The sequence below is a fragment of the Streptomyces sp. SID486 genome (assembly GCF_009865385.1).
Lineage (GTDB): Bacteria > Actinomycetota > Actinomycetes > Streptomycetales > Streptomycetaceae > Streptomyces.
The window spans coordinates 1-3,878 of record NZ_WWJT01000282.1 but is presented as its reverse complement, the minus strand read 5'-3'; the positions used below and the strand labels follow the sequence as shown (position 1 = coordinate 3,878).

Here is a 3,878-nt window from a genome sequence, read left to right as displayed (position 1 = left end):
CGGGGTCCGGGCCGTGGCCCGCCGGTCCCGCCGGTGCCCGTCCGCCGGTGCCCGGGAGCATCGCCCCTCCGAAGCCGGCGGCGGCACCCCCCGGGCCGCACCGTGCCGGAACCGTGCGGATCGCCGCCGTGGGGGACGTCGTGATGGGGACGCTGCCGGACGACCTGCCGCCCGACGACGGCGCCTCGTTCTTCGACCCGGTCGACGACCTGATCGCAGGTGACGTGGTGCTCGGGAACCTCGAGAGCACCCTCACCACCGACGGCCTCTGCAAGTGCGACGACGACAGCCCCAACTGCTTCGCGTTCCGCACCCCGCCGTCCTACGCCCGTTGGTTCAAGAAGGCCGGCTTCACGGTGATGAACGTGGCCAACAACCACATCGACGACTTCGGCGCGGAGGGCCGGCGCCAGACGTTCGCCGCCCTGCGCGCCGTACACCTGCCGTACACCGGCCGCGCGGGCCAGATCACCCTCCAGCAGGTCCACGGCGTCCGTGTCGCGGTCGTCGGGTTCGCCCCCGACAAGGGGGCCGCCGACCTCACCGACATCCCCGCCGCCCGGCGGCTCACCGCCCGCGCCGCGGCGATGGCCGACGTCGTCCTCGTCACCATGCACGCCGGCGCGGAGGGTGCGGACCACACCCATGTGGAGCCCGGCAGCGAGTACTTCCTCGGTGAGGACCGCGGCGACGCCTATCGCTTCAGCCGTGCGGTGATCGACGCAGGCGCCGACCTGGTGGTGGGGAGCGGTCCGCACGTCATGCGGGGCATGGAGTTCTACAAGGGCCGCCTGATCGCCTACAGCCTCGGCAACTTCGCCGGCTACAAGGTCTTCGGCCTCGGCGGCATCCTCTCCACCAGCGGCGTCCTGCACGTCACCCTGCATGCCGACGGCAGCTACGCCTCCGGCCGCCTGTACCCCACCCAGATCGTGGAACCGGGTACGCCTGAGCCGGGCGGTGACGGGATCGACCTCGTCTCCGGCCTGTCGGAGGAGGACTTCGGCCCGAGCGCCGCCCGCATCTCACCCGACGGGACGATCGAGCGTCCCTGACCGGGTGACGGACGAGGCACGGCCCAGGGCGACGGCAGAGCCGGTGTGGCCCGACCGGCGGAAGCCGGCGGGGTGCCGGGCTCTCACGCAGGCACCTCGGGCAGGCTGCCGACCTGCTCCCCGTCGCAGCCGGACGGCAACGGCCTCAGACGCTCAACCAAGTGATCCGTTGCGGAACGTACGGCGGATTGGTCCGGGGCCGATTTTCACCTGATCAGGTGTGGGACCAATCCGTCCGGCGGGCAGAACCGGATTCCCTGCGTGAGGGACGAGGAGAAGGACCCAGGAGTTCGGCCGGGTGGGCCGCGCCTTGCGCTGGGGGCACTGAGCGGGGCACTGGCCTGCTTCGCCGCGCAGGCGGTGGCCGAAATGGTGGCCGCGGCGGTGCGTCCGCAGGCCGGTCCGGTCGTCGCGGTGGGCGGCGCGTCCATCGACGCGGCGCCCGCTCCCGTCAAGGACTGGGCGATCCGCCACTTCGGCACCGACGACAAGCTCGTACTGCAGCTCGGCATCCTGGCCGTGCTGGCTGTACTGGCCCTGGTGCTGGGCATGTTCGCGGCGCGGTTCCGGCGCGCCGGAGCCGCCGGGGTCCTTCTCTTCGGGATCGCCGGGGCGGCGGCCGCGGTCAGCCGACCCGACTCCACCACCTACACCGACGCACTGCCCTCCGCCGTGGGAGCCGTCGCGGGGGCGCTGCTTCTGTACGTTCTGGTGGGCCGTCTCACGGCGCCCGCCCGCTCGGCGGCGGCCGCGTCCGGCACCGTGGGCGAGGAAGCGGCAGCCGCCGCGCCCACGGGGTGGGACCGGCGGGGGTTCGTCCTCGCGTCCGCGTCCGCCGCGGCCGCTTCGGCCGTCATAGGTGCGGCCGGCCGTTCACTGAACGCCTCGCACGGCAAGGACGCCATCGCCTCACGCGCCGAGGTCGTGCTGCCCGGTCCCAGGTCACCGGCCCGACCGGTACCGAAGGGGGCCGGACTGCGGATCGACGGGATCAGCCCCTTCGTCACCCCGAACGACGACTTCTACCGGGTGGACACCGCGTTGGTGGTGCCCAAGGTGGACGCCACCCGCTGGCGGCTGCGGATCCACGGCGAAGGCGTACGCCGACCGGCCACCTACACCTTCGACGACCTGCTGCGCCGTGAGCTGATCGAGCGGGACATCACCTTGACCTGCGTCTCCAACGAGGTCGGCGGCCCCTACGTCGGCAACGCCCGGTGGATCGGCGTGCGGCTGCCCGAGTTGCTCGCCGAGTGCGGCGTGCAGCCTCCCTCCCGAGGCGGCCGGGCGGACCAGCTGGTGGCACGCTCGGTGGACGGCATGACGCTCGGCAGTCCGGTCGAGGACGTCATGGACGGCCGCGACGCGATGCTGGCCGTCGGCATGAACGGTGAACCGCTGCCCTTCGAGCACGGCTTCCCGGTCCGTATGGTCGTCCCCGGCCTGTACGGCTTCGTCTCCGCCTGCAAGTGGATCGAGGACATCGAACTCACCACCTTCGCTTCCTACGACCCGTACTGGGTCAAGCGCGGCTGGTCGCGCAGGGCGCCGGTCAAGACCGGGTCGCGCATCGACACACCCGGGCCGTTCGCCCGGCCGAAGGCCGGGACGGTGATGATCGCCGGGGTCGCCTGGGCCCAGCACCGGGGCGTCGACAGGGTCGAGGTACGCGTCGACGACGGCCCCTGGCAGGAAGCCCGCCTGGCGGCCGAGGGCACCCGGGACACCTGGCGCCAGTGGTCGTTCCCCTGGCAGGCCACCAAGGGCGGCCACACGCTCACGGTGCGCGCCACCGACCGCACCGGCACGGCGCAGACGGACAAGCGCACCCGGACCATCCCCGACGGTGCCAGTGGCCGGCACTCGGTGGTCGTCACCGTGGAGTGACCACCGGCCGTCCCCCCCCCGAGGGTCTCGTGCCCTCCCCCGAACCACTCCTCCCACATGTCCGAAACGCAGCACAGTGCTGCACCGTTCGACTGGAGAACATGATGAGCACCCGTATCCGCCGTACCGTCGGCCTCTTCGCCGCCGCCGCCGTACTGCCCCTGGCCCTGACCGCATGCTCCGACGACAGCGGCGACTCGGGCACGTCCGACTCCTCCGGCAAGGCGTCGGCCCCGGTCACCCTGGGCAGTGACGGCACGGGCGGCTCGGACAGCGCCGCGAGCAGCATGGACCAGCCTTTCGGCTCCGCCTGTTCCGCTGTGCCGGACAAGGGCGCCGGCTCCTTCGACGGCATGGCCCAGGACCCGGTGGCCACCGCCGCCTCCAACAACCCGGCCCTGTCCACCCTCGTGACGGCGGTGAAGAAGGCCGGCCTGGTCGACACCCTCAACAACGCCCGGAACATCACGGTGTTCGCGCCGACCGACGACGCCTTCAAGAAGATCCCGAAGGCGACCCTGGACAAGGTCCTGAACGACAAGGCCCAGCTGACGAAGATCCTCACCTACCACGTCGTCGGCCGGAAGCTCACGCCGAAGGACCTGGAGAACGGCTCCTTCGACACGCTGGAGAAGTCCAAGGTGTCGACCTCCGGCTCGGGCGAGTCCTACACCGTCAACGACTCCGCCAAGGTCGTCTGCGGCAACGTCAAGACCGCCAACGCCACCGTCTACATCATCGACACCGTCCTGATGCCCAAGATGTGACACCCCGTGGCGGCCGCCGACCCCCGACACGGGGTCCGCGGCCGCTCCCTCGTGGGCCGGTCCGTCCGCCGGGGCGCGGACCGGCCCACGGCCGCGCCACCACGGCCTCGGGGAGGACTGCCGGAACGGCACACGGCCGGACGACCCGGTCGAGAGCCGCCCGCCGCCC

The 3,878-nt window shown here is 72.1% G+C and carries 3 protein-coding genes; all 3 read left to right on the top strand.

Features of this window, described 5'->3' with window-relative positions; translation table 11 throughout:
* Positions 1–1,055: CapA family protein (locus tag GT045_RS13730; RefSeq protein WP_202527981.1), on the top strand; the 1,055-nt coding region annotated here is incomplete at its 5' end.
* 261 nt (positions 1,056–1,316) lie between these two features.
* On the top strand, positions 1,317–2,942 hold the full coding sequence (locus tag GT045_RS13725) for a molybdopterin-dependent oxidoreductase (RefSeq protein ID WP_161334329.1): 1,626 nt from the start codon (positions 1,317–1,319) through the stop codon (positions 2,940–2,942).
* Positions 2,943–3,046: 104 nt separating this feature from the next.
* The gene (locus GT045_RS13720) at positions 3,047–3,709 is read left to right on the top strand and encodes a fasciclin domain-containing protein (RefSeq protein WP_161334328.1); all 663 of its coding nucleotides are present in this window, start codon (positions 3,047–3,049) and stop codon (positions 3,707–3,709) included.
* The last annotated feature ends 169 nt before the right edge of the window (positions 3,710–3,878 follow it).